The organism is Pseudomonas sp. R2-37-08W, from assembly GCF_003851705.1.
In the GTDB taxonomy this organism is placed as follows: domain Bacteria; phylum Pseudomonadota; class Gammaproteobacteria; order Pseudomonadales; family Pseudomonadaceae; genus Aquipseudomonas.
Window position 1 is genome coordinate 2,126,329 of record NZ_CP027728.1, and the last position, 24,988, is coordinate 2,151,316.

Sequence of the window (24,988 nt, forward strand, 5' to 3'; positions counted from 1 at the left end):
AGCATGCCGACTTTCGATTTCAAGCAACTGGATGTATTCAGCAGCGTGCCCCTCAAAGGCAACCCGCTGGCCGTGGTGCTCGGCGCCGACAGCCTGACGGACGAGCAGATGGCCGACTTCGCCAAGTGGACGAACCTCAGCGAAACCACGTTCTTGCTGAAGCCCCGTGACCCACGCGCCGATTACCGAGTGAGAATTTTCACCACCTTGCAGGAACTGCCGTTTGCCGGGCATCCAACGTTGGGCAGTTGCCAGGCGTGGTTGCACGCAGGCGGTGTTCCGCGTGGGCAAGAGGTCATTCAGGAGTGCGAAATCGGTTTGGTCCGCATCCGACGCGAAGGCGACGAGCTGGCGTTTATCGCGCCACCGCTGTTGCGTTCGGGCGTTGTCGAGGCGCCGCTGCTGGAGCGTGTGCGCCTGGGGTTGGGCCTGGCCCCCGACGCTATTGTGCGCAGCCAATGGGTGGATAACGGCGCCGGTTGGCTGGCGGTGATGCTGGCTGATCGCCAGGCCGTGCTGGAGGTGAAGCCTGACTATGCGCAACTGCTCGGGTTGGCCGTTGGCATCATTGCTCCTTGCGATAGGGAGGACGCACAGTTTGAGGTGCGCGCCTTTATCGCCGGCGACGGAGCCCAGGAAGACCCGGCCACCGGCAGCTTGAATGCTGGCCTTGCACAATGGTTGCTCAGTGAAGGCCTGGCGCCGGAGCGCTATGTGGTCAGCCAGGGCACGGTCATGGGCCGCGCCGGGCGTATTCGTATCGAGCGCCAGGGTAATGAAGTCTGGGTCGGCGGCGCCGTTGCGGTATGCATCGAAGGCCGTCTACAGCTCTAGATCAATGCAATTGTTACGTGTCGCGCAATACACTGTTGGGCCCTCGGCATTTGTGCTGCGGGTGCTTGGGGCATAAGCTTTGGTCCCAAAGATTTCAGCCATTTTTTCAGGAAAGCCATGACCAGCCAGTTCCCCCAAGCCCGCCCCCGTCGCCTGCGCCGCTCCCCGGAGCTGCGTGGCTTGTTCCAGGAAAGCGAATTCACCCTCAACGACCTGGTGCTGCCGATTTTCGTCGAAGAAGAAATCGACGACTTCGTACCGATCACCAGCATGCCGGGCGTGTTGCGTATTCCTGAGAAAAAACTGGCCGGCGAGATCGAGCGTTATGCCCGTGCCGGCATCAAGTCGGTGATGACCTTTGGCGTGTCCCACCATCTGGACGCCAACGGCAGCGACACGTGGAAAGAGCGCGGGTTGGTCTCGCGCATGTCGTCGATCATCAAGGACGCCGTGCCGGAAATGATCGTGATGTCCGACACCTGCTTCTGCGAATACACCGACCACGGCCACTGCGGCGTGATGCATGGCGCCCACGTCGACAATGACGCGACTCTGGTCAACCTGGGCAAACAAGCCGTGGCCGCCGCCCGCGCCGGCGCCGACGTGATCGCCCCTTCGGCGGCGATGGACGGCCAGGTCCAGGCCATCCGCCGCGCCCTGGACGACGCCGGTTTCACCCACATCCCGATCATGGCCTACTCCACCAAATTCGCCTCGGCCCTCTACGGCCCGTTCCGCGAAGCTGGCGGCAGCGCCCTCAAGGGCGACCGCAAAAGCTACCAGATGAACCCGATGAACCGCCGCGAAGCCGTCCGCGAATCGCTGCTCGACGAGCAGGAAGGCGCCGACGCGCTGATGGTCAAACCGGCCGGCGCCTACCTCGACATCATCCGCGACATCCGCGAAGCCTCACGCCTGCCAGTGGCGGCGTATCAGGTGAGTGGTGAGTACGCGATGATCAAATTCGGCGCCCAAGCCGGGGCGATTGACGAAGACCGCGTGGTGCGCGAGACCTTGGGCTCGATCAAGCGGGCGGGGGCGGATTTGATTTTTACGTACTTTGCGATGGATTTGGCGTTGGCGGGGATTTAAGGGCGCCATTTATCCCTGTGGTGAGCGGGTCGGATTTGCTTGCCACAGGGGTAGGAGGGCGACCTTGTATATTGATTTTGAACAGCGCTCAATTAAATTTTTCGTAATCTTCCGCACCTAATGACTTTAACCATTTCTTGAAGAAATCAATTTGATCCTGTGGGTTGTTTGTTAGGTTTTCCTCTTCATAGTCGAATAAATGGACAATGTTGTCGTTGGTTGCTTGTTGGCCTAAAGTCATTTCGTATGCCACAAGCCCAGCGCTCATCTGAGAGGCCATTCTTGATGGTTTAACGTTTATTTTTGCTCCTTTGCAGAGAAAGGTTATATGCGGAAAATCTGCTCGAATATTTGCGAAGCAGACGTACAGGTCTCTTCCTCTATAAATTTTCTTAAAGTTTTCGGCTTCTGAAAATGTCATGGTGAGTTTTGTTGGGGCATATCTGACGGTGACTTGCTTGTGTTCATTGTTGATTATTACTTTTATATTTTTTGTTTCCATTTTATTTTCTGTTGGGGTTTGGTATGGAGTATTCAATGCGGCTAACCTCCCCTTGGAGCTAGATCAGGTGTTGGCAGAAATTTAAGAACGCCGTAATTCTGTGGTGAGCGAACTTGCTCGAGTGGGGCTGGGCGGCAGCCACTTAACTGGCTACACGGATCTAATTGACTGAGCGGGCCATACTGATTAGTTTTATTCCTTGAGTAAGTAACTGTCGGATTTTTCTATTATGCTCTGTGGCTCAGAGTTTGCTTGTCACATGATCGTCGAGCTAAATTTGCAGTGAATCGGCCCATTTTTTGCGGTAAGAAACCTGTTCGTTGATGTCATTTGTAAGTTCGTTTTCTTCATAGTCGAATATACGAACGAGTTTTGCATCGGAATCACCTATTTGCGTTTCATAAGCAACGATTCCACTGGACATTTGTGATGCCATGGCTGAAGGGTAGACATTTATTTTTGAACCTTTGCATAGAAATTTAATATCACTAAATTCTTTTCTCAATGAGCCAAAGCATAGATAGATATCTGCTTCGCTATACGTTTTTTTCAGTCCGCTGGCAAATGTTATTGAAAGTGTTGCTGTTCTTCCGTCGCATTCTATTGTGGCCGTTTCTCGAGTTGAATTTTTGATTACGAATATCTCTAGTTCTTTCATTTTTCAGCTTCTATTTGGGTTGATTAGTGAGTAGCCCTTATGTGCGCCGTCATCGTTCAACGGAGTGACTCCTATAAGAAAAAAAGTGCGACAGATTTATTTGTTTTTAGGTGACTGCGTAAGATATATGTGAGTTGGCTGTCGGGTGCAAGCTAAAATCTCGCAAAATCAACGTCGCCTCAAATGAAATGCAAGCAATCCAATCCAGCTGTTTTTGAAGTATGTACGTATGTTCGGGTATTTTCGAAAAATACTGCAATGCTTGCATGAGGCTTCTTACTGAAATTGAATATGCGCTGTCGGTTGCGCCGCCAATGAAAATTACATTTTGCTTAGTGGTTGCTTTTATTTTTTCTTCTAGTGAGTTTAGTGCGGCCTGTGATGGGGATGGACCAATATAAGTGTTTATTTGAATAGGTTCCAGGTTATTTAATTTCCTTGGAAAGGACGGTCCCATTTATTTTTTCTACAATTAAATCGTGCTTGAGTTCTGGCAGGATGACGAATTCGATATTCACCTGGTTGAAGTCTTTGACTATTTCGTCGTCAAGATAGCTTATTTTTTGCAAGCCTCTTGGAGGAAAAATGGACAGATCTATTTGTGGTGTGTTTCTTTTGTCGATGATTTCATGATGGAAGTAAATTTCGAAAAAAACAGGTACAGAACTAAAGTTTGCAAGTGGATTAAACGTTGAGAGACATATTTTCTCACGCGGCGAATGGCTTGTTTTTTTCAAGGTTGTATGAATATAGATTAGATGTGGAACCGGTAATTTTCCTGGCTTTCCCCTTTTTCAGGTAAGCGTTGAACTCACGTTTCAAGGTTTCGATGTTTGTATATTTTTTGTACTTGTGCGGTGTTTCGCATGCGTACATGTACAGCCTCCAAGGGTCGAAGCCGTCGACCCTCTCGTCCGGACCATAATCAAAGTCGACACATATTTCAGATAAATAAACTCTGCAACCAACTCCGTGCAGTTCGTAGGTGACTTCATCAACGACCGTCCCGCGTTGCGGGATTTTTTTGGATCGCCATAGTCTGAGGAGATTTTTGGTTCCAAATACGTGCTCAAATAAATCGGTGACCTTTTTTACTTGCGCTAAGTATTCGGTGATCAAGTTTTCTAGAGTTTGAGCGCTCATCGTCTTGGCTTTCCTAGTCTGTCGAGCGTCTATCACATCTTTGTAGTGTTTTTATAAAACTGCTGCCTATCGGATCTTCGGATTTTTTGAGTAATGGCTATCTGGTTGTTAGATGCCTCCTGCCGACTCATGTGCGGCTAAAGCGCCCCGTAGGAATTTAAGGGCATTGGTTAACACTATAGAGAGCGAGCTTGCTCGCGTGAGGCTGCGTAGCAGCCCCATATTCAGTAATAGAGGTTGATTTATTTCGAAAGGTCGAGAGTGTCGATTGGGATTCTGTTTTTATCTGTTGTTTAAGGTCCGGCCGTTTTTTAATACGGAAGCAACATGTCTTAACCAAGTTCTGCCATCGTTCCACTCGTTAGGATAATAGTAGTAGCAGCCGATATCGGAAAACAGATAATCTTGAAGCTCTTGCTCGGTTTTTGGGGTGGAAATTAATTTATCTAGTTCGAGTTGTACTGTGGTCAGTGTTTCATCGGAAGATTCGGATATAAAGAAATTAATTACTTCGTTTGCGCTGTTGTGATCATCAACCCAGTCTTGATTGAAATATCCAGCAAGGAATTGTTGTAATTCGGGATAGTCTTGGTTCATGGGTTTGGAAATCCTGTGTGAATTCGGTAACCATTGTGCATAGTGTTGTCTCTACGAATAATTAAATAAATTTCTTTTCCCGGAACTGGTATTATCGTGTTCTTTCTAAAGCTGGTGCCTATTGGTTCTTTAGTTTTTTGAATGATGACTACCTGATTGTTATTTCCTTTGAGGAAGTTTTGGATCTTGGTTTTGTTATTGTTTAGTACCTCTGTTACGGCGAGCTCGGCTGATGCGCGATCATGAAAAGTAGAAGCCGCAGGGATATGTGGTTCCTGTCTCAAACGATCAAGCAATTGTTCGTGAGTTCTACCGACATGCTTTTCTATCAAATGGCCTCCGGCCGCCTCATGTACGGCTAAACCTCCCCCTGGAACTATTGCGCTGTACGGCCCTTCAGGGCAGTTTGTTTTTTTACAGCTCTGCCCAAGCGGATCCACCCACCCAGTAGGATTGGGCACGTACTGGTACGCGTTGATCCCACCCGCCAGCTTCACCGGGTCAGGCGTCAGGTAACGACCAATATCCGGATTGTAGTAGCGATGGCGGTTGTAGTGCAGGCCGCTTTCCTGGTCGAAGTATTGGCCTTGAAAGCGCAGCAGGTTGTCGATTTTGCCGACGTCGAGACGGCTGATTTCGCCGTAGGCGCGGTAGTGGGCGGACCAGACGATTTCGCCTTCAGGCGTGGTGAGTTCCTGTGGGGTGCCGAGGTGGTCGAGTTGGTAGTGGTAGGGCTTGGTTTCTTGTGGGCCGAAGCCTTCCAGCAGTGCCAATGGGCGGAAGCTGTCGGGTTCGTAGAGGTAGCTGCGATGACGATCCGCGTGGTGCTCAGCGACGATTTTGTCGCCTTGCCAGAAGAACTCCGTGGTAATGCCATCCACGGTTTTGCTGATGCGCCGACCGAACGGGTCATAGCGATAATTAGCAGTTTGGCCGTTAGGCTTTGTGATGCCGATCAACCGGTGCTGACAGTCGTAACGGTATTCGGTGACGAGTGAGTGACCCTTGCCACGCCGCTCGCGGATGAGGTTGCCGAAGGCGTCATAGTCATAATGGTGATCGCCTTGGATTATCAACCGATTACCCGCAACGATGTCCGGTCCTGGCCTGTCTTGCATGAGCAAGTTGCCGGCCGGGTTGTGACCGAAGCGTTCTTGTACGTCTTGCGTATGGTCGGCGCGGGTCAGGCGGTGGAGTGGGTCGTAGCGGTAAAGGTGTTCGCCTTTGCGGGTGTCGTGCAGGCGGGTGAGGTTGCCGGTTTTGTCGTAGTCGTAGTGGCGTTGGTAGAGGTGGTTTTCCTGCTGGGTGACGGCGTGGGTGTGTAGGCGATTTTGCTCGCCGTAGTGGTAATGGCTGAGCAGTTGGCCTTGTTGGCGTTGGTGTTCGCGACCGGCTTTGAACAGGTGGGAAGTCAGCAACGAACCGTTCAGTTCGACGGTGGCGAGGTGGCCGCCTTTGTCGTGGTTGAAGGTGAGGCGGTTGTTGTCTGGCAGGCGCAGATTTTTTAACTGGCCGCAGGCGTCGTAGCCATAGCGCAGCGTGCCCCAGCCTTGGTGTTCGGCGGTGAGGCGGTTTTGGCGGTCGTATTCGTAGGCCAGGAACCAGTGGCCGTCGTCGACGCTGAGGAGGTTGCCTTGGCGGTCGTAGGCATAGTCGACAATGCTGCCATCAGGCAGGGTTTTTCTTACGAGGCGGCCGGCGTGGTCGCGTTCGTAGCGGGTAATTAACTGACTGCCGTCGTCGCCGTGTTCGGTTTTTTCCAACAGGTTGCCGTTGAGGTCGTAGGCGTAGGCGGTGCGTTGGCCGTCAAAACCGGTTTCTTGTTGGATCAGGCCGCTCGGGTGGTAGTCGAGCTGGTAGGTTTCGCCGACTTCGTTTTCGATGGCGGTCAGCAGTAAGCGGGCGTTGTCGTAGCGGTAGTTGACTTGGGTACCGTCGGCATTGATGCGGCGGCTGATCAGGTGCAGGCCGTCGGCGTATTCGTAGCGGGTGACGTGGCCGAGTTCGTCGCGTTCGGCGGTGATTTTTCCGTAGGGGTTGTAGCTGAATTCTCGTGTGGCACCGTCCGGCAATACCAAGCGAGTTAACCGGCTTACGGCGTCCCATTGATACTGGGTCAGCGCGCCTTGTTCATCCTCACGCGCAACCTGCCGGCCCAGGTCGTCATAGCGATAGCGCTTGATCCCGCCATTCGGTAACTGCTCTTCAACGAGCTGCCCGCGTTCGTTCCACACCAAGCGATGGCAGCTGTTGTCGGGGTACCAAACCCCGGTCAGTTGTCCCTGTTTGTCGTAGCTGTAGTCAGTCGCGTTGCCATCCGGATCGATCTGGCGAATGACATCGCCTTGGTCATTACGCTCGTATTTCCAGACCGCCTCACCGCGCCGCACAACCCGTACGAAGCCGTTGTCATGCTCGTAGGCCGTTGGCTCGTCATCCCCCGGAAACAGCGCGACCAAGCGTCCGGCGTCGTCGTATTGATAGGCCGTCACCGCACCCAGCGGGTCCCGCTCGACGGTCAGACGGCCCTTGTCATCGTAGGATTTGAAATGCTGGGCGCCGTCGGGATTGATGCGCTGTACCAGCCGTGCCCGCTGGTCATGTACGTAAACTTCCTGGCTGCCGTCGGCGTTATGCACGGTGACGCGACCGTCATCGCCCCAGACATACCGCGTGTCCATCTGCGAAAAACTGGCCCAATGCCGGACACAGCGCGCCGCCTTGCCAGCGCGTTCCCATTCCCAGAAGAAACTCGCCCCACCGGCCAGTTGCCGTTCAAGAATGACGTGCTGCTCGTCGTACCGATAACGCTCACATTCACCGACGGCATTGGTCGCTGACACCAGTCGTCCAGCGCCGTCATAGGCGTAGGAAACGACGTTCTGCTCGGTCACCCAGACGAAGGGTTCATGCCCCGTGGCGCGATGAACCTGGTAGTCCACCGCCACGATGCGATCCAGCTCATAGCGCAAGAGCAAAGAGCGGCCCACGCCGTTATCCAACCGCTCGATCCGCCCCAATCGATCCCGGACAACCAACAATCGGTTGTCATACGCATCGCTGATCGCCGTCAGCACGCCGTCGCAAAAGTGATAAAACCGAGAAGCCTGGGCCAGCACCAACTCGTCAGGAACCGAGCCCAAATAGATCGCCGCTTCGGCCAGGCTGTTGGTGATCGCCGGCCGCGCCACCGTCGGCAAGGGCAGGGTGGTCGAGCGATTTTCGTGGTCCGTCCACACCACCGAATCGCCCGCCACCACAAGCCGCTGCGCCAGCGCATGACTCCAGCCAAACCCCAAGCCACAATCCACTTCCACCGCACTGCTGCGATACAAGCGCGTCCACTCGAACGGCAAGACCCCATCCAGCGCGCCATCGGTAAGGGTCAGCAGTTCCTCGCCGGTAACCATCGACACCGGGCAACCGTTCGTAACGGTTTTATCCGAAGAAGCAGCAGCCTCCCCAGCCGGATTTTTAGACGGGACAGGCACATCATCCACCGCTTCCTGCCGCACCAACGCCGTACGCTGGGTCTTGCTGCGCACCGCTGGCACCGGGTTCGAAACCAGCGTGCCACCCGCCTTCAACGGCGCCACCGGCACCGCCTTGATCGGTGTCGCCGCACTGCCCAGCAACACCGGCTTAAGCGCTTCGGTGTGCCCCTCCAAGCGAGCTGTGCCGAACTGCGCGGCTATCTGCTCCAGCCACCTGCGCACCCGACGTGACTTGATGCCCGCCAGCACTTTGGTGCTGATGCGCACCACAACCCCCATGCCGGCCGACGCCAGCCCCAATAACAGGGTGATGACGATCTCGGCGCCAATCGACCCGAGCATTTCGTTCATATATGGCGGTGGCAGCATGCGCATCCAGCTGACCAGGGCCGCCAGGTGAACGAACAGCAAAGGCTCATCGCTGAGCACCAGCAAACCCTTGGCGAGGGTCTCGGCACTTAACGCGAGTAATTTTTCAAGCTCGTCCTGGGAAAGGTAATGCAGCAGCTTTTCAGCGTTGGCCAGCGGGTCGGACAACCACTGGAGTAACTGCGTGATGTTGTCCCAAACCGAGTAGAGGACTTCGCCGAAGCCTTGGGCATAAGCGCGGTGCAGCGAGAGGTAGCGCTGGAGAAAATTCGCTTCGGAATAGTTCTTCCATAGCGATTTGAAGGTGGTGTCCCATTCACTGCGCAGCCAGCCTTCCAGTGGCGTGATGACCGACTGATAAGAGGCGTACAGTGCCTTGAAATGCTTGCTGGAAACGTCGGGGTAGAAACTGATCCGGTACCGCTGGTTGCGGTCGCACTCGGTGACTTCGAGGATGCCGCTTGGGCCGATGGTTTTATGAATGGGCTCGCCCAGCGGGCCACCGTCTGGATCGATGCGCTGCAACATCACCGGCGTGTTGCCGATCGGCACGAAGCGCGAGCTCTGGAACATATGCACCAGTGTCAACGTGCCGTTGGCCTGGCATGTAGCGACGGTGCTGCTGGGGAAGATCGAACGGTTGATCGGGGTGACCAGAGCCACCTCATTCCCAACCTTGAACACCTGCTCCACATCCAGTGCCGACGCGCTGAAAAAGCCCTGTGCCCAGGTGTCGTAGTGGTTGAGGCAGCCGCGGAAATCGCTGAGCACGGATTCGACGTCCCGCGTCTTTGAATCCATCGCGGCCAGCACCAGAAAGCCAATGGCTCGGCCGGTTGCTTCGATCATGGGTGGGCCCCATCGATCAGGGCTCTCACTGGAAAAACCATCTGCACTCCCTCGCGCTGTTTAATCAGGCGAGGGACTTTGCAGAGGTTTTCAGGGCAGGGGAGTAGAGCTTATCTGGCGTTAACGTGGGAATTTTCAACCAACGCCGCACCAGGTTCGGCATAGCAACGAACCCCGGTTAGACTTGCCTGTCGATATCCCCATTGCCCGGCCCGCCGTCCACCAAGGAAGCCTCATGTATTCAAGCCGCCTGATCCTCTGCCTCGCCACCTTGCTGGTGCTGGCCGGTTGCGCCACCTCGCGAGGGCCGCAACAACCCGAGCGCAGCGAGGCCGAGGTGAAGGCGCAAATCGTGCGCCTGCTCCCCGCCAAGGTCGCGGACCGCGACGGTTGGGCCCAGGACATCTACACCGCGTTCGACGCCCAGAAGATCTACTCCAGCACCGAAAATATCTGCGCCGTGCTGGCGGTGACCGAGCAGGAGTCCACCTTTCAGGTCGACCCACCGGTGCCAGGCATGGGCAAGATCGCCCAGGATGAAATCCTGCGGCGTGCCGGGAAAGTTCATGTACCGGCGTTTGTCGTACGCAGCGCCTTACAAGTGCGCTCGCCCACCGGCAAAACCTATGCCGAGCGTTTGAACGCCGCACGTACGGAGAAGGACCTGAGCGCGATCTTCGACGACTTCATCAGCGTGGTGCCCTTGGGCAACACACTGTTTGGCGGCTTCAACCCGGTGCACACCGCCGGTCCGATGCAGGTCAGCATCGACTTCGCGCAAAAACAGGCACGGGGTTATCCCTACACGGTGGACGGCACGATTCGCCGCGAAGTATTCACGCGTCGTGGCGGCATGTACTTCGGCATCGCTCATTTACTCGGCTACCCGGTGAGCTATGACCAGCCGCTGTACCGCTTCGCCGATTTCAACGCGGGTTGGTACGCCAGCCGCAATGCCGCGTTCCAGGCCGCAGTCAGCCGTGCCTCAGGCACTGAGTTGACGCTGGATGGGGATTTGATTCGCTATGGTTCGCTGCTGCCCGGTACCACCGAACTGGCGGTGCGTTCACTGGGAGCGAAATTGGATATGCGCAATCCCAGCATCCGTAGCCAGCTGGAGCAGGGTGATCAGTTGGATTTTGAGGACACCACGCTCTACAAGCGCGTATTCGCCCTGGCCGACAAAGCCGCCGGCAAGCCGCTGCCGCGAGCCATCCTGCCGGGCATCGTGCTCAAAAGCCCGAAGATCACCCGCAACCTGACCACGGCCTGGTTCGCCAAGCGCGTGGATGAGCGGTATCAGCGCTGTATGAAACGTTGATCAGGTGCGGCGCGTCGGGCTGAAGCGTTGCCATCGCCGGCAAGCCAGCGCCTACGTGTTGACCGAGTTCTTTCAGGGGGATCGATAAAGAAAAGGCCCGGCTTTTCGTGGAGCCAGGCCCTTTCCATGTTGCTCGTTGAATCAGCTGCGTTCGAGGGCCAGCGCCACGCCCTGGCCGCCGCCGATGCACAGTGTCGCCAAGCCTTTCTTGGCGTCGCGCTTGATCATTTCATGCAGCAGGGTCACCAGAACGCGGCAGCCTGAAGCTCCAATAGGGTGGCCGATGGCGATGGCGCCGCCGTTGACATTGACCTTGTCAGCGTCCCATTCCAGCTCTTTGCCCACCGCCAGGGATTGCGCGGCGAAGGCTTCGTTGGCTTCGATCAGATCCAAATCGCTCAATTGCCAACCGGCCTTGTCCAGGCAGCGGCGGGTGGCCGAAACCGGGCCGATGCCCATGATTGCCGGGTCGACCCCAGCGTTGGCGTAGCTGGCGATACGTGCCAGCACCGGCAGGCCGAGGGCCTCGGCTTTGGCGGCGCTCATCAGCAGCACCGCAGCGGCACCGTCGTTGAGGCTGGAGGCGTTGCCGGCGGTGACGCTGCCGTCTTTTTTGAAGGCGGGCTTGAGCTTGGCCAGGGACTCGGCGGTGGTACCCGCGCGCGGTTGTTCGTCCACCGCAAAGGCCAGCGGGTCGCCTTTACGCTGGGGAATCAGGATCGGCGTGATTTCATCGGCAAACCGTCCGGCTTCGATGGCGGCGGCAGCTTTTTGCTGGGAGGCGGCGGCAAAGGCGTCCTGCGCCTCGCGGCTGATGCCGTACTTGTCCACCAGGTTTTCGGCGGTGATGCCCATGTGGTAGTCGTTGAACGCATCCCACAGGCCGTCAGTGATCATGCTGTCGATCATCTTGGCGTGGCCCATGCGCAAACCGGTGCGCGCGGCGGGCAGTACGTACGGCGCGAGGCTCATGTTTTCCATACCGCCGGCGATGATGACGTCGGCGTCGCCGCAACGGATCGCCTGTGCACCCAGGTGCAGGGCCTTGAGGCCCGAGCCACAGACCTTGTTCAACGTCAGGGCGGGAACGGCGTGGGGCAGGCCGGCGAGAATCGAGGCCTGGCGCGCCGGGTTCTGGCCGCTGCCGGCGGTGAGCACCTGGCCGAGGATCACTTCATCCACTTGCGCCGGGTCGAGGCCGGTCTGCTCCAGCAGGCGACGAATCACCGCAGCGCCCAGTTCAGGGGCCGGGATACTGGCCAGCGAACCTTGAAAGCTGCCCACGGCGGTGCGGGTGGCAGCAACAATCACGACGTCTTGCATGGAATCTGTCCTCACTGGAAATACATTTCTGGAACATGGTCCGGGACGATCAGTTTACCGGCGGTCTTGCTCACAATCTCTTCAACGCTGACGCCAGGTGCGCGTTCCTTGAGGACAAAAGCGCCATTTTCGATTTCCAGGTAGGCCAGGTCGGTGAGCACGCGCTTGATGCAGTTGGCGCCGGTCAGCGGCAGGCTGCACTGGCTGAGCAATTTCGACTCACCGTCCTTGGACGCATGGGTCATGATCACAATGATATTTTCCGCACCGGCCACCAGGTCCATCGCGCCGCCCATGCCCTTGACCAGCTTGCCGGGGATCATCCACGAGGCGATGTTGCCCTGTACGTCCACTTCGAACGCGCCGAGTACGGTGAGGTCCACGTGGCCACCGCGAATCATCGCGAAGGACTCGGCGGAGGAGAAAATCGAGGCGCCGATGCGTGCGGTGACGGTTTGTTTGCCGGCGTTGATCATGTCGGCATCAATGGTTTCTTCGGTCGGGAACGCGCCCATGCCGAGCAGGCCATTTTCCGACTGCAGCATCACTTCCATGCCTTCGGGAATGTAGTTGGCCACCAGGGTTGGAATGCCGATGCCGAGGTTGACGTAGAAACCGTCCTGCATTTCGCGGGCGACGCGTTGAGCCATTTGTTCGCGGGTAAGAGCCATGTCATGAGTCCTTATTGTTCGGGCCGGGGCGGATTACTTGCGCACGGTGCGCTGTTCGATGCGCTTCTCGAAGGTGCCGCAAATGATCCGGTCGACGTAGATGCCAGGGGTGTGGATCTGCGCGGGGTCCAGCTCGCCCGGTTCGACGATTTCCTCGACTTCGACCACGGTGATCTTGCCGGCGGTGGCGGCCAGTGGGTTAAAGTTCTGGGCGGTGTGCCGATAGATGACATTGCCGAAGTGGTCAGCTTTCCAGCCTTTGACGATCGCGAAGTCGCCGGTGATGGACTCTTCCATCAGATAGGGGCGGCCCTTGAATTCGCGGGTTTCCTTGCCTTCGGCAACCGGGGTGCCGACGCCGGTGGCGGTGAAGAAGGCCGGGATGCCAGCACCGCCTGCACGCATTTTTTCCGCCAGGGTGCCTTGGGGGGTCAGCACTACTTCTATTTCACCGCTGAGCAGTTGCTTCTCGAACAGGGCGTTTTCACCGACGTAGGAGGCGATAACTTTGCTGATCTGCTTTTCTTCCAGCAGGATGCCCAGGCCGAAACCGTCGACGCCGCAGTTGTTGGAAACCACGGTCAGGTCACGGGTGCCTTTGCGCTTGATCTCGGCGATGAGGTTTTCCGGAATGCCACACAGGCCAAAACCGCCGGAGAGTACGGTCATGCCATCTTCCAGGCCTGCCAGCGCCTCTTCATAGGACGCCACGCGCTTATCGAAACCTGCCATATGCACCTCGTTATTATTAGTGGGCCAGCCAATGGACCGAGTGTTGCGCTGACTGATTGATTTGTTAAGTTGTTTTTTTAGGTTGATTGGTTTGAAAAACAGCATAATCAGCTCCAAGCGGCAAGTTACAAATATTGTCAGTGGCCGCTTTCTCTTGCAGCTTTCAACTTGCAGCTCGGAGCTAACCTATGACCGTTAAACAGATGCGTGCCTTCCTGGCCGTGGCCCAGAGCCTGAGTTTTGCCGCTGCCTGTGAGCGCCTGCACCTGTCCCAGTCGGCGCTGAGCCTGACTATCAAAGGCCTCGAGGAAGGGCTGGGTGGACGCCTGTTCAGTCGCAATACGCGCAATGTAGCGCTCACGCCTGAGGGCGAATCGCTGCTCCCGCTGGCTCGCCGTTTGATTGCCGACTGGGACAACGCGGAGGACGAACTGCGTCAACGCTTCACCTTGCAACGTGGGCGCGTGACGGTGGCGGCAATGCCGTCATTTGCCGGTAACCTGCTGCCGCCGATCCTGAAGATATTCCGCGCCCGTTACCCGCAGGTGAACGTGACGGTGCATGACCTGATCAACGAGCAGGTGCTGGAGATGGTTCGCGACCGCCAGGTGGAATTGGGCGTAGCGTTCGAACCGTCCGACGGTTCGTCATTGGCATTCACGCCGCTGTACCTGGACCGATTCATTGCCGTGGTATCGGGAGATTCGCCGTTGGCGCAATTGAACGAGATCGACTGGAAAAGCCTGTTGGAACACCCCTTCATTACCCTTCAGCGCCCATCGACCGTGCGGGTAATGCTCGAAGAGCACCTGGGTACCTTGCAGATCAATCTGCCGGTGGCGCTGGAAAGTCATCAACTGGCCACAGTGGGCAAGATGGTTGCCAGCGGCTTGGGCGTCAGCGCTGTGCCCGCATTGTGCGCGCGGCAGATGGAGGAGGCGGGCGCCCATTGCGTCACCTTGACCGGCCCGGTGATCGAGCGGCCCATTGGGGTACTGACCAAACCAGGGCATGAACTGTCGGCGGCGGCGCAGGTGTTGTTTGATATCTTTCAGGATGAAGCGAGGAAGGGACGGTTTCCGACGTTCTGAAGTTCACACAACAAAAGTGGGAGCTGGCAAGCCAGCTCCCACAATAGATCAAGTACTACTTAGTAGTAACGGTCGATCACTTTAACTTGCGAGCTGTCTTTGAAAGAGGCCCAGGCATTGTTAAGTGTGTCGAACACCTGCTCGATAAAGTTGCGATCGGCTGCGGCTTTCTTGCCGACATAACCCTGGCCACGACGGTACATCTTCAGGCGCGCCGCCAGTTCGCGGTGATTGCGGTCGAACTCGGCTTCTTCGGTGTGGGGCGCCAGGCAGTCAAGTTGAACTTCGCCCGATTTGCCAATCCACAGGATATGGTCGTCGAGTGTGTCTTTCTGCGCTGCGAACATCTCAGCCAATTCATCAATAGTTGGTTGGTTGTTCAGATTCATGTGTAAGCCCCTTGACCAGTTGGCGATCTATCAATTGATTCATTGAAACTTCAAGTTGTCTCCGGCTCAGAAAACCGGGCGTCAGTGACGGTCTGCCGAATACGGGCAGGGTCTTGAACCTGATGCATATAGTCTTGCTGATGAACTGCTACGCAATGCTTTCATAACGAAGACAAGCAGCGCTTAAGCTCCTTGTACCGAGCCCCTTCGGGGCCAGTCAGCTTCATCAATCTGCCTTGTGGGCAGTGCACATCCGGAAAAACAGCTCGGCGGTCAGACGAGCCTGTTCAAAACGCGTGTTACCAACACTCCCGATCCGGGAGACGTCTCGATAATGCAAGGACAAAAAGCTTACGTCAACGATTATGTAGTGATTATTTTCAGGCACTACATAAATCGCTGTGAGGGCGGGAAGATGCGGGAAATCGTGACTTGGGCGTCATTTTTTGGGGCGGCTGGTCTCAGGAGTAACTAGTGTTTCCTGGGTGCACATTGCGACTGTAAGTTTTTCGCGAGCAAGCTCGCTCTTACAGTCGTTCGGCCAGCAAGGGCAGTAATTGCTCGCACGACGCTTCGATTTTCACCTGCAGCAGCTCATCCCCACGGGTCTTGCCCAGATTGATCGCAATCACCGGCTTACCCTGTTCCACTGCCGCCTTGCACAGGCGAAACGCCGAGTAAGCCATCAGCGATGACCCCACGACCAGCAGCCCCTCGGCATCGTGCACCGCAGCCATCGCCCTGGCGGCTGTAGCGGGAGCTACGTTTTCGCCAAAAAACACCACGTCCGGCTTCAGCCGTTGGCCTTCGCAATGGGGGCAGCGTGGCACCTGGAAGTGCTCCTCAAGCGTAGGGTCGAGCAAGGTGTCACCGTCAGGCGCTTGCACCGCATGGACGTGCGCAAAGTGTGGGTTGTCGATTTCCATCTGCCGCTGCACCACATCGCGCTCGCTGCGCTGCTGGCAATCCAGGCACAGCACGCGGTGCAAACTGCCATGTAATTCGATCACATCATGGCTGCCGGCCTGGTCGTGCAGCGTGTCGACGTTTTGCGTGATCAGGCCGCTGATGACCTGACGTTGCTGCAAGGTCGCCAGCGCCTGATGGGCCTTGTTCGGCCGGGCCAGGCGCACCCGTGGCCAACCCAGCATTGCCCTGGCCCAATAACGGCGCCGTGCTTGCGCGGTGGCGAGGAACTCCTGGTACATCATCGGCGCCTTGCCCCGGCGCACCCCTTCGCTGTCGCGGTAGTCGGGGATGCCCGATGAGGTGCTGATCCCCGCACCGGTCAGCACCAGGAAGCGTTTTTCGGCCATCGCCCGATGCAAGGTGTCGAGGTGGTCTGCTTGATGGTCCAGCGTGTCGAGCATGGGGCCTCCTATTCGCCGCGAATGTACTGCTCCAGCTGTTTGATCAAGGCCGCTTGTTCAGCAATGGCCTCTTTGACCAGGTCACCGATGGACAAAAGCCCCAGCAATTCGCCGTCTTCCACCACGGGCAAGTGGCGCAGGTGACTGTCGGTCATGATGTTCATGCACGCTTCGACCGTTTTGTGGGGATCTACGGTGATTACCGGCGAACTCATCACTTCATGAACCCTGGTAGTCACCGACGACAGACCCTTGAGGATGAGTTTACGTGCGTAATCGCGCTCGCTGATGATCCCGACCACGGCGCCGTCCTTGACCACCGGCAAGGCCCCGACGTTTTTCTCGGACATCCGCACCAGCGCCTCGAATACGGTGTGGTCCCACTGGATAGTGTGGACGTCCTGGTTCTTCTGGTCCTTGGCTTTGAGTAATTCTGCGACGGTTTTCATGGCGGCCACTCCGATGTTGTTGTTAGTAGTCAGCGATTGCCCCTACAGAATCCTAGACGGGCCACGTTGCAGCAAGGTCCAAAGCGGCGTTAAACCCGTCGAAAAGCGTCATTCGCCGGTTTTTTTTGCGTATTATCCGGCTTTTACCGGCTTTTTCGCCCGTTTGGGGTTGGCCGTCGTCTTGCGTGGCGCGCTCTTGCGCTTGTTTTTCCACGGTGTGGCGCCTTTGCCTGCCGGGCTGGCGGGACCGGTGATGGTCATGCGCATGCCATGACAGCGAGCCACCTGCTTGCTCATCCACGCCGCTTGTTTGGCGACAAACTCCTCCAGGCTCATTTCGCCGCTTTGCACCATATCCAGCGCCTGCTCCCAGATGGCGGTGGTGCCGGGGTCGGCGATGGCGCGAGGCACCGCGTCAATCAGGCTGAAAGCCGCTGCGGTGGCCGACAGCGCCTTGCCGTTCTTCACCAGGTAACCTCGGTCCAGCAGGCCCTGGATGATCCCGGCGCGGGTGGCTTCGGTGCCAATGCCGGTGGTGTCCTTGAGCTTCTGCTTGAGCAGCGGGTCTTCGACCAGCTTGGCGACGTTTTTCATCGCTTTGATCAGGTCGCCTTCGGTAAAGGGCTTGGGCGGTTGGGTCCACAGGTCCTTGAGATTGACCTTGGCCACAGCACAGTCCTGGCCTTGCACCAGCATTGGCAAGGCTTGAGGTGCAGGCGTTTCCCTGCCTTTGGCGGGAGCAAGGGCTTCGGGCAGCGCGCGTTTCCAGCCCGGTTCGATGACAACTTTGCCCACCGCGCGCAACGCCTGGCCGGCACAATCGAAATCCGCCTGGGTACGGTCGTATTCATGGTTGGGCAGGAACTGCGCCAGGTAGCGCGCGCGTATCAGCGTGTAGACCGCACGGTGCTTTCCGGTGAGCTGCCCTACGTCCTTGCCGGCCCCTGTCGGAATAATGCCGTGGTGGGCGCTGACCTTGGCGTCGTTCCAGGCGCGTGAGCGACGATTGGGGTCCATGTAGGCCATCAGCTCGGCCACGGCCGCGTCCGCGCGACCGAGAGCGGCGAGGATCTTCGGCGCTTCGCTGTGCTGGCTCAACGGCAGGTAGCCGCAATCGCTGCGCGGGTAGGTGATGACCTTGTGGGTTTCGTAGAGGGATTGGGCGATATCCAGGGTTTCCTGGGCGCCGAGGCCGAGCTTCTTGGAGCAGATTTCCTGCAGGGTGCCGAGGTCGAAGGGCAGGGGCGCGACCTCGCGCATGCGCTCGGTGCGCAGCTTAACCAATCGCGCACTGGCAGCGCGGGACATGGCGTCAGCGGCGTCCCGGGCCAGTTGCGGATTGAGGCAACGGCCCTGGTCATCGCAGGCATCGTCGACGGCGCGCCATTGGGCAGTGAAGGTCATGCGCTCGTGGAGCAGGTCCACGTCGATGGCCCAATACGCCACGGGTACGAAATCGGCGATGCTGCGGTCACGGTCGACCACCAGGCGCAAGGTGGGGGTTTGCACGCGGCCCACCGGCAATACGCCCTGATAGCCGGATTGTCGCCCAAGCAAGGTAAACAAGCGGCTCATGTTCATGCCGATCAGCCAGTCGGCGCGGGAGCGGCCCAGGGCCGAGTGATACAGGCTGAAGGTTTGCGCACCGGGCTTGAGGGCGGCCAGGGCCTTGCGGATGGAGGCCTCGTCCAGTGCCGACAACCACAACCGCTGGATCGGCCCGCGATAACGGCAATGTTCCACCAGTTCACGGGCAATCATTTCACCCTCACGGTCGGCGTCGGTTGCGATCACCAGTTCCCGGGCTTCCCCCAGTAAGCGCTTGACCACCTTGAATTGGCTGGCGGTCTTGGGCTTGACCTGCATTTTCCATGTTTGCGGGACGATCGGCAGGTCGGCGAGCACCCAGCGCTTGTATTTGGCGTCATAGGCGTCAGGCGGGGCGGTTTCCAACAGGTGGCCGATGCACCAGGTGACTGTGACCCCGTTGCCCAGCCAGCATCCATCGCCCCGGCGGCTGGCGCCGAGCACGGCCGCGATGTCCTTGGCCTGGGAGGGTTTTTCACAGAGGTACAGCTGCATGGTCATCACATCAGATCGGGTTGATGCCTGGCAGGATGCTTAGTCAGAGAGATTTGAGCAACCATTATCTGTATGGATGTACAGCTTATAGTTTCAAGCTACAAGCTACAAGAAAGAGCCGAGTGGCTTTTACTTGCCGCTTGCAGCTTGCCCCTTAAAGCTCATTCAGTTGTTGTCGATATCCACATGCCGGGTTTCCTTGAGGCAGAACAAGCCGACCACCAGGCTGACCCCGGTCACCACCACCGGGTACCACAAGCCGTAGAAAATGTCCCCGGTGTACACCACCAAGGCAAACGATACGGTTGGCAGGAACCCGCCAAACCAGCCGTTACCGAAATGGTAGGGCAGCGACATCGAGGTGTAGCGGATGCGTGTCGGGAACAGCTCCACCATCAGCGCCGCCAGGGGGCCGTAGCACATGGCGGCGATCAGGATCAGTGCCACGATCAGCGCCACCACCATGACCTTGTTGACCTGGGCCATGTCCGCCGAGCTTGGGTAGCCGGCCAAGGTCACCGCGCCGCGCAGTGCCGCTTCATCGAAGCCATCGATACGCACGTCACCGACGCTGACCTGCACCGGCGCGCCGGCTGGGGCGGCGATGCTGCTGTACGGCAGGCCTTGCTTGACCAGGAAGGTCTTGACCTTGTCGCACGGGCTGTCAAAGCGCGCCTTGCCCACCGGGTCGAACTGGAAGGTGCAGGTGGCCGGGTCGGCCAGTACGGTAATCGGTGCCTGGTGACTGGCCTGGTCCATCGCCGGGTTGGTGTAGTGCGCCAGGCTCTTGAAGATCGGGAAATACAGCACGGTCGCCAGCAGCAGGCCGAGCATCAGCACCGGTTTGCGTCCGACCTTGTCCGACAGCCAGCCAAACAGGATGAAGAACGGCGCGCCAATCACCACACTGATGATCAGCAGCATGTTGGCCAGGGCCGGGTCCATCTTCAGGAACTGGGTGAGGAAGAACAGTACATAAAACTGCGCCGCATAGAAGGTCACCGCCTGCCCGCCGTTGATGCTGAACAGCGCGATCAATACGACCTTGAGGTTTTCCCATTTACCGAACGACTCGCGGATCGGCGCCTTGCTGGCCTTGCCTTCCTCTTTCATTTTCAGGAACGCTGGCGACTCGTGCAGGCTCATGCGAATCCAGGTGGAGATGCCCAGTAGCACGATGGAGAACAGGAACGGAATGCGCCAGCCCCACACCTCGAACTGGTCGCCGGTGAAGTAACGGCAGGCCAGCACCACCAGCAACGACAGCAACAGGCCGAGGGTGGCGGTGGATTGAATCCAGCTGGTGTGCAAGCCGCGTTTGCCGGGGGGCGCATGTTCGGCGACATAGGTGGCGGCGCCACCGTATTCACCGCCCAGGGCCAGGCCTTGCAGCATGCGCAGCACGATCAGAATGATCGGCGCAGCGATGCCGATGCTGGCATAGGTCGGCAACAGTCCCACGCAAAAGGTTGCCACGCCCATCAGGATGATCGTGACGAGGAAGGTGTACTTGCGCCCGATCATGTCGCCCAGGCGGCCGAATACCAGCGCGCCGAAGGGCCGCACCACGAAGCCTGCGGCGAACGCCATCAACGCAAAGATGAACGCCGTGGTGTCGTTGACCCCGGCAAAGAACTGCTTGCTGATCACCGCCGCGAGGGCGCCGTAGAGGAAGAAGTCATACCATTCGAACACTGTCCCGAGAGACGAGGCGAAAATGACTTTCTTCGAGTCGTTGCGGGTGCTCGCATGTATCGCGGAGCCCAGGGGTTGAGCATGTTCTGACATCGGGTAGCCCTCACAGTGATTATTTATTGTTGTTCCACTGTCGGCGCCAGGTGCGGCGCCGCTATTCAGATTGCGTGAACCGTTTCTCTCTGCGGGGCGAGGCTCCTTGTGTTCGGTGAAAGGATCAGTTGCGCGGCCTTCTCGGCGATCATCAGCGTCGGTGAGCAGGTGTTGCCGGAGGTAATGCGCGGCATGATCGAGGCATCGGCGATGCGCAGGCCCGGCACGCCATGCACGCGCAACTGCGCGTCGACCACCGCGTCCTGGTCATTGCCCATGCGGCAGGTGCCCACCGGATGGAAGATCGTCGTGCCGATACGCGCCGCCGCTTCGTGCAGCTGTTCTTCGGTTTGCAGGGCGTCACCGGGCAAATATTCCACCGGCTTGAACTGGCTCAGGGCTGGTGCAGCCACGATCCGCCGTGTCAGGCGAATGGCGTCGGCGGCTACGCGCAGGTCTTCGGGATGGCTGAGGTAGTTGGGCCGGATCAGCGGTGCGTCCGCCGGGTTGGCCGAGCGTATGTCGATGCGCCCGCGACTGTGCGGGCGCAGGTCGCAGACCGATGCGGTAAACGCGGGGAACGCGTGCAGCGGCTCGCCAAAACGCTCCAGGGACAGCGGCTGCACATGGTATTCAAGGTTGGCCGAGGTCTGCTCCGGCCCGGAGCGGGCAAACGCGCCAAGCTGGCTGGGGGCCATCGACAGCGGCCCGCTGCGGTCGTACAGGTAGCGCAGGCCCATGCCCATCTTGCCCCAGAGGGTGCCGGCGATCTGGTTCAGGGTGCGGGCGTTTTCCAGTTTATAGATCAGGCGCAGTTGCAGGTGGTCCTGCAGGTTGCCACCCACGCCCGGCAGTTCATGAACCACGTCGATGCCCAACGGCTTGAGCACATGGGCGGGGCCGATACCCGAGCGTTGCAGGATGCCCGGCGAGCCGACGGCGCCGGCGCACAGCACGATTTCCCGGCGCGCTTTCCAGCTCAGTGGCTGGCCGTGTTGGCGCCCGACGACCTGAGAAGCGCGGCCGTTTTCCAGCACCACGCGATCGACCTCCACCTCAGTCAGTACGGTCAGGTTCGGCCGTTGGCGCACCGGTTTGAGAAACGCCTTGGCCGCATTCCAGCGCACCCCGGCCTTCTGATTGACCTGGAAATAGCCGCAGCCTTCGTTATCGCCCTGATTGAAATCGCTGATGTTGGCGATGCCGCTTTGCTTTGCGGCCTCGCGAAACGCATCCAGGATCGGCCACGACAGACGCTGCTGCTCGACACGCCACTCGCCGCCGTCGCTGTGGAATGGCGAGGCGCCGGCAAAATGGTTTTCGCTGTGCTTGAACAGTGGCAATACGTCGTTCCAGGCCCAACCTGGATTACCTTGCGCCGCCCAGCCGTCATAGTCCTGGGCCTGGCCGCGCATGTAGATCATGCCGTTGATGGACGAGCATCCCCCCAGCACCTTGCCGCGCGGGTAACTCAAGGCACGACCTTGCAGGCCAGCCTGGGCTTCGGTCTTGAAGCACCAGTCGGTGCGCGGGTTACCGATGCAGAACAGGTAACCGACTGGAATATGGATCCAGGGGTAGTTATCGCGACCACCGGCCTCCAGCAGCAGCACGCGATGGGCCGGGTTGGCGGACAGCCGATTGGCCAGCAAGCAGCCGGCGGGGCCGGCGCCGACGATCACGTAATCGTATTCAGCAGGTGCAATGGGCATCGGGGGTCTCGCTTGTTTTTCTTATTGGCTCCATCCTAGTTGTTAGTTTTCGTCTTAAAAATGTTAGTTTTTGCCCAGCTGCTGTGCGTTTTTAAACAGCGCTGCCCATGGGTGCGCAACGGAGGCGATATGTTCGACTGGAATGACCTGCGGTTTTTTCTCGAATTGCAGCGCAGCGGCCGTTTGCTCACCGCCGCGCAACGTTTGAAAACCACGCACGCCACGGTGGCCCGGCATATCGAGGCCATCGAAAAAAGCCTCGGTACCGCGCTGTTCGTGCAGCACGCCCAGGGGTATGAGCTGACGCCGGCCGGCGAAGCCTTGCTCAAACATGCCGAAGCCATGGAAAACGTCGCACTGCTGGCGGAAGACGAACTCACCCATTCTGCAGCGCCTCTGGGCAAGATTCGTCTCGGGGTGGCGGAGGGCCTGGGGGTGATGTTCCTCGCCGGTCGCATGGCTGGGCTGTTTGAACGTTATCCCGGCTTGGAAGTGGAATTGCTCGCGGTGCCGCGCTTTGTCAGCATCCTCAACCGCGAAGCGGAAATCAGCATTCACCTGGAACGCCCCAGCGTCGATCAGTTGGTCACCCGCAAACTCACCGATTACCGCCTGGCGCTGTATGCCAGCCGCGCTTATCTGCAGCGTCATCCGCCGATTGAAAAACGCGAAGACCTCGCGGCCCATTCATGGATCGATTATGTCGACGACCTGCTGTTCAGCCAGGAACTGAAATTCCTCAGCAGCTTCTGTCGCAACCCCAAGGTGGTCTTCCACAGCACCAGCGTGATTGCGCAACACCAGGCCGCGCGGTCGGGTTTGGGCATTGCGGTATTACCCTGTTTCATGGCGGCGGGCGATGCGGGCCTGGTGCCGTTGTTGCCGGGGGAGAGCATCCAGCGCAGCTATTGGATCAGCTCGCGTCGGGAGTTGCACAAGTCGGTGCGGTTGCGGGTGTTATGGGATTACGTGGTGGAGTTGTGCGCGCGGGAGCAGAAACTGTTGCTGGGTGAGGGCTGACTGACGAAACCGAATCAAAAGTGTGGGAGGGGGCTTGCTCCCGATGGCGGTGGGTCAGCTTCGAATTTGCTGACTGATACACCGCCATCGGGAGCAAGCCCCCTCCCACATTGGATTTGGGCAGGGGTTTAACTTGGGGCGTGGCCTTCTTCTAAAGAAACCAGCGATATTCCCGCGCAGAAATCTCCTGCTGGAACGCCAGATGATCCTGGCGTTTGTTCTCGCAATACACATCGACGAATTCCGCGCCCAGCTTGTCGCGCACCACCGACTGATGTTGCATGGCGCGCACGGCGTCGAGCATGTCCACGGGGAAATCGGTGCCACTGCTGCGGTCTTCGTTCAGCGGCGCGATGGGCTCCTGCCTGGCTTCAAGGCCATGCTCCAAACCGGCGAGGATCGCGGCCAACACCAGGTACGGGTTGGCGTCGGCGCTGGCCAGGCGATGCTCGATTCGCAGGTTGCGTGGGTCGGACTCGGGGATGCGCACGCACGCATCACGGTCTTCGAAGCCCCAACTGGCGCGGGTAGCGGCGTTGACCGTGCCGCCGAGGCGGCGGAACGCGTTGTGGTTGGGCGAGAAGATCGGCATGCAGTGGGGCAGCAACGCCAGGCAACCAGCCACGGCGTGGCGCAGTGGTTGCTGCTGGTGCGCCGCCAGCACGTTGTTGCCCGCGCCGTCATACAGGCTGACATGCACATGCATGCCACTGCCGGGAAACTGCAGGTAAGGCTTGGCCATGAAGCTGGCGCGGTAACCGTGTTTGAGCGCCACGCCGCGGGTGCTACGGCAGAACAGGGCGGCCCAGTCGGCGGCGCGCAGGCCGTCATCGCAATGGCCGAAATTGATTTCGAATTGGCCCGGGCCGATTTCGGCGGTGATCACCGTGATATCGATGCCCTGGGCCTTGGCGGTTTGTGCCATGTCGTCCAGCACGTCGCTGAAGCGCGACAGCCGCTCGATATGCAAGTTGGGCTGGTCGTCGACATCGTCGCTCAGCGGGTCGCGGGCGAATTGCGGCAGGCCGTCGTCGAGCTTTTTGTCGAACAGATAGAACTCCAGTTCAAACGCCACCACCGGGTGAATGCCTTTGTGGTGCAGGCGTTCCAGCACTTTGGTCAGCACTTCGCGGGGTTCGAATTCGATGGGCGCTTCGGTGCCATCGGAAGTGATCAGCATCTGCCCCAGCGGCTGCGATTCCCAGCTCACCGGCTTCAGCGTACCCGGCACCAGGCGCCGATTGGCGTCCGGGTCACCGTCGTTGAAGCAGTAGTCGCCGATCTTGAACAACCCGCCCTGGGCGCCCAGCAATACGGCGTTCTGCGGCAGCTTCAACGGGCTGCCGGCGGCGACTTTCTCGAGCATTTCCACCGGGTAGCGCTTGCCGTAGAAATGCCCCGGAATGTCCAGGGCGATCAGGTCGACGTAGCGCACCTCGGGGTGGTTCTGGCGGAAGGTCCGTACTTCGGCCAGCAAGGTTGCAGATGGGCTTTTCACGGGT

20 protein-coding genes are annotated in these 24,988 nt (G+C 58.4%); 5 read left to right on the forward strand and 15 right to left on the reverse strand.

Going from position 1 to position 24,988, the window contains the following annotated elements:
- Positions 1-3 precede the first annotated feature (3 nt).
- Entirely contained in the window at positions 4-834 is an 831-nt protein-coding gene (locus C4J93_RS09935; RefSeq protein WP_124406814.1) for a PhzF family phenazine biosynthesis protein, read from the forward strand.
- Positions 835-951: 117 nt separating this feature from the next.
- A complete protein-coding gene (gene hemB / locus C4J93_RS09940) occupies positions 952-1,926 on the forward strand; it encodes a porphobilinogen synthase (RefSeq protein ID WP_049709018.1) in 975 nt (324 codons plus the stop codon).
- Positions 1,927-2,014: 88 nt separating this feature from the next.
- Here hemB and C4J93_RS09945 read toward each other — a convergent pair whose 3' ends face one another.
- From C4J93_RS09945 to C4J93_RS09970, 5 genes are all read right to left on the reverse strand, one after another.
- The gene (locus C4J93_RS09945) at positions 2,015-2,464 is read right to left on the reverse strand and encodes a hypothetical protein (protein ID WP_305955626.1); all 450 of its coding nucleotides are present in this window, start codon (positions 2,462-2,464) and stop codon (positions 2,015-2,017) included.
- A 235-nt stretch (positions 2,465-2,699) separates the two neighbouring features.
- On the reverse strand, positions 2,700-3,086 hold the full coding sequence (locus C4J93_RS09950) for a hypothetical protein (protein ID WP_124429223.1): 387 nt from the start codon (positions 3,084-3,086) through the stop codon (positions 2,700-2,702).
- 708 nt (positions 3,087-3,794) lie between these two features.
- Positions 3,795-4,229, reverse strand: a complete 435-nt coding sequence (locus tag C4J93_RS09960; RefSeq protein ID WP_124429224.1) for a hypothetical protein — start codon at positions 4,227-4,229, stop codon at positions 3,795-3,797.
- Between the two features lie 282 nt (positions 4,230-4,511).
- A complete protein-coding gene (locus tag C4J93_RS09965; protein WP_124429225.1) occupies positions 4,512-4,826 on the reverse strand; it encodes a contact-dependent growth inhibition system immunity protein in 315 nt (104 codons plus the stop codon).
- A complete protein-coding gene (locus tag C4J93_RS09970) occupies positions 4,823-9,538 on the reverse strand; it encodes an RNase A-like domain-containing protein (protein ID WP_124429226.1) in 4,716 nt (1,571 codons plus the stop codon). The genes C4J93_RS09965 and C4J93_RS09970 overlap by 4 nt, the downstream gene beginning before the upstream one ends.
- A gap of 235 nt (positions 9,539-9,773) precedes the next feature.
- On the opposite strand from C4J93_RS09970, the gene C4J93_RS09975 reads away from it, so the two are divergent.
- Positions 9,774-10,859 carry a DUF1615 domain-containing protein gene (locus tag C4J93_RS09975; RefSeq protein ID WP_124429227.1) on the forward strand — a complete coding sequence of 362 codons (1,086 nt, stop codon included), beginning with the start codon at positions 9,774-9,776 and terminating at the stop codon, positions 10,857-10,859.
- A 141-nt stretch (positions 10,860-11,000) separates the two neighbouring features.
- Here the strand turns inward: C4J93_RS09975 and C4J93_RS09980 are convergent, their stop codons facing one another.
- The 3 genes from C4J93_RS09980 to C4J93_RS09990 are packed head-to-tail and all read right to left on the reverse strand — an operon-like array spanning position 11,001 to position 13,585.
- On the reverse strand, positions 11,001-12,182 hold the full coding sequence (locus tag C4J93_RS09980) for an acetyl-CoA C-acetyltransferase (RefSeq protein ID WP_124429228.1): 1,182 nt from the start codon (positions 12,180-12,182) through the stop codon (positions 11,001-11,003).
- A gap of 11 nt (positions 12,183-12,193) precedes the next feature.
- On the reverse strand, positions 12,194-12,853 hold the full coding sequence (locus C4J93_RS09985) for a CoA transferase subunit B (RefSeq protein WP_124429229.1): 660 nt from the start codon (positions 12,851-12,853) through the stop codon (positions 12,194-12,196).
- A gap of 33 nt (positions 12,854-12,886) precedes the next feature.
- Entirely contained in the window at positions 12,887-13,585 is a 699-nt protein-coding gene (locus C4J93_RS09990; protein WP_124362130.1) for a CoA transferase subunit A, read from the reverse strand.
- A gap of 188 nt (positions 13,586-13,773) precedes the next feature.
- On the opposite strand from C4J93_RS09990, the gene C4J93_RS09995 reads away from it, so the two are divergent.
- Positions 13,774-14,676, forward strand: coding sequence for a LysR family transcriptional regulator (locus tag C4J93_RS09995; protein ID WP_124429230.1), 903 nt, complete (start codon positions 13,774-13,776; stop codon positions 14,674-14,676).
- A gap of 59 nt (positions 14,677-14,735) precedes the next feature.
- On the opposite strand, the gene C4J93_RS10000 is transcribed toward C4J93_RS09995, so the two are convergent.
- From C4J93_RS10000 to C4J93_RS10025, 6 genes are all read right to left on the reverse strand, one after another.
- The gene (locus C4J93_RS10000) at positions 14,736-15,065 is read right to left on the reverse strand and encodes a hypothetical protein (protein WP_057725643.1); all 330 of its coding nucleotides are present in this window, start codon (positions 15,063-15,065) and stop codon (positions 14,736-14,738) included.
- A gap of 527 nt (positions 15,066-15,592) precedes the next feature.
- Positions 15,593-16,435, reverse strand: a complete 843-nt coding sequence (locus tag C4J93_RS10005) for an NAD-dependent protein deacetylase (protein ID WP_124429231.1) — start codon at positions 16,433-16,435, stop codon at positions 15,593-15,595.
- A gap of 8 nt (positions 16,436-16,443) precedes the next feature.
- A complete protein-coding gene (locus tag C4J93_RS10010; RefSeq protein WP_124370285.1) occupies positions 16,444-16,884 on the reverse strand; it encodes a CBS domain-containing protein in 441 nt (146 codons plus the stop codon).
- A 132-nt stretch (positions 16,885-17,016) separates the two neighbouring features.
- A complete protein-coding gene (locus C4J93_RS10015; protein WP_124430862.1) occupies positions 17,017-18,966 on the reverse strand; it encodes a DNA topoisomerase III in 1,950 nt (649 codons plus the stop codon).
- Positions 18,967-19,131: 165 nt separating this feature from the next.
- Positions 19,132-20,754: an MFS transporter gene (locus C4J93_RS10020; RefSeq protein WP_124429232.1), complete on the reverse strand. Its 1,623-nt coding sequence runs from the start codon at positions 20,752-20,754 to the stop codon at positions 19,132-19,134.
- Between the two features lie 65 nt (positions 20,755-20,819).
- The gene (locus C4J93_RS10025; protein ID WP_124429233.1) at positions 20,820-22,466 is read right to left on the reverse strand and encodes a GMC family oxidoreductase; all 1,647 of its coding nucleotides are present in this window, start codon (positions 22,464-22,466) and stop codon (positions 20,820-20,822) included.
- Positions 22,467-22,595: 129 nt separating this feature from the next.
- Between C4J93_RS10025 and C4J93_RS10030 the strand changes: the two genes are divergently transcribed.
- Positions 22,596-23,486, forward strand: a complete 891-nt coding sequence (locus C4J93_RS10030) for a LysR family transcriptional regulator (protein WP_124429234.1) — start codon at positions 22,596-22,598, stop codon at positions 23,484-23,486.
- A gap of 151 nt (positions 23,487-23,637) precedes the next feature.
- Here C4J93_RS10030 and C4J93_RS10035 read toward each other — a convergent pair whose 3' ends face one another.
- Positions 23,638-24,984 carry a glutamine synthetase family protein gene (locus C4J93_RS10035; RefSeq protein ID WP_124429235.1) on the reverse strand — a complete coding sequence of 449 codons (1,347 nt, stop codon included), beginning with the start codon at positions 24,982-24,984 and terminating at the stop codon, positions 23,638-23,640.
- Between the last annotated feature and the right edge of the window lie 4 nt (positions 24,985-24,988).